The organism is Microbulbifer sp. SE14 (assembly GCF_059834885.1).
In genome coordinates this window covers 1-1,691 of sequence record NZ_JCBAJA010000070.1, presented here as the reverse complement: position 1 = coordinate 1,691, position 1,691 = coordinate 1, and the positions used below count along the sequence as shown (strand labels likewise).

At 55.8% G+C, this 1,691-nt stretch carries 1 protein-coding gene; it reads left to right on the top strand.

From position 1 onward, the window contains the following. Positions 1-100 precede the first annotated feature (100 nt). A partial coding sequence (locus AC6R19_RS22665) for an FG-GAP repeat domain-containing protein (RefSeq protein ID WP_500582139.1) occupies positions 101-1,691 on the top strand: 1,591 nt, incomplete at its 3' end.

Sequence of the window (1,691 nt, the reverse complement as noted above, 5' to 3'; positions counted from 1 at the left end):
GGAGAAGTTCTACGGCTACAAGCACCAGGGCGGGCGCGACTACGGTACCCAGCGCCTGCAGCGCATCGAAACCTACCTGGGCTCCACCCTGGTGCACTCGATGGACCTGACTTACGAGGCCAGCGCGCTCAGCGGCCGCTCCCTGCTGAAGGAGCTGCAGATCTGTGACGGCAGCGGCGGCTGCCTGCCCAAGTCCATCTATGCCTACAACGATCAGCCGCGGGACTTTGTGCAGGAGACCCTGATCGAGGGCGAATATGATGAAGTCTATTTTGTCGGAGATTACGACGGAGATGGTCGGCAGGACAGCGTCGAGGTCCGCAGGCACTGGGATGAATCTGCTCCGGGTAACGGTAACGTTGTAACTGATTCTAGGCGCCTGATCCTGTCCAGTGCACCGGCTGAGCCGATTGACCTCGAGGATGTACCCTTGGCCTTCCGTAACAAGCCAGGCAGGGGAGGCCGGCCTTCGGACATTCTGCTCGACGGCAAGAACGATGAGTTTGACATCGGGGATGACCAAAAGCTGGATGTTCTCAGTGTCAACTATGGCTCCGGTACACAGAGTCCCGAGATATCCATTGTTGAAACTGATTTGTCTCTAACGGATTCAGTGTCCGAATTCTTTGTCGGTGATTTCAATATCGATGGGAAGCCGGATATTCTGGTTTACTACACGGGCGTTGACAAAGTCTACTTTAACTGTACGGATTACGATGCCGAGGTTCAGTCGCTCCAATTCTGCAGCTCTGTCTCAATACCCGGCTCAGATTCGGTCGGAGTAAAACGAATAGAGGATATTAACCAGGATGGAATCCCGGATATCGTCTTCCATGAAACGTCGGTAACCGATATAGATTTTGGCGATGAGTTTGTATCCTATGGACAGAAATCCGCGGGCAATTTCAGCTTCAGCGAGATAGAGTCAAACCCCTACGACGTTGCCGATGGAAGCAGGTTGATCACACTGGATGCCAATGGCGACGGCCTCCCGGATCGGTTGGTGGTCCACTCCAACGGAGATATATACTTCAAGATCAATACAGGAGGCGCTTATACTGACGTCGACATCTCTGGCAGCTTCGGCATTGAGCGCCACCTGGCGCACGGGGTATTTGCTCTTGATCACAACGGAGACGGCCAGGACGAACTTCTGGTCCCGGACAGCCTGGTGCGCGACTTCTGTTACCTGGAGGAGCAGACCAATGGAGAGTCTGAGGCTGTTATTTTGGACTACTGCAACAGCGGACGGGACGCCGAAGAGCTGTTTAGTGGTAACCCGGCAAAGTCCCACCTGTACAACCAGGCGATATTCAATTACCGGAAATTGACGTTCGACTGGCAGAGTCACACCGCAGCAACTCTGGTAGCGGAATCCACCGCTCTGGATTTGCCGCTGGGGCAGGCCTGGGCCTGTGACAGTAACAGCGATGGGCTGGCCGATGTCTGTTATAACATCCACCACCTGACCGGATATGGATTGCTCGGTGGTGAATTGGGGACCATTGAGAATGCGGGCAGATATGTGCCGCTGTGGGTTTTACCCAGGGGAACCCATGTGCTGGTCAACAGTCGCTCTGCCAGCAGCTACGGCGACGACGCCCTGGCCTACACCGTCAACGGCCTGGGCCAGGAGCGCTTCTGGCAGTACAGCCCGCTGTCCGGCGCCGGCAGCGAGCTGTGCGCATACG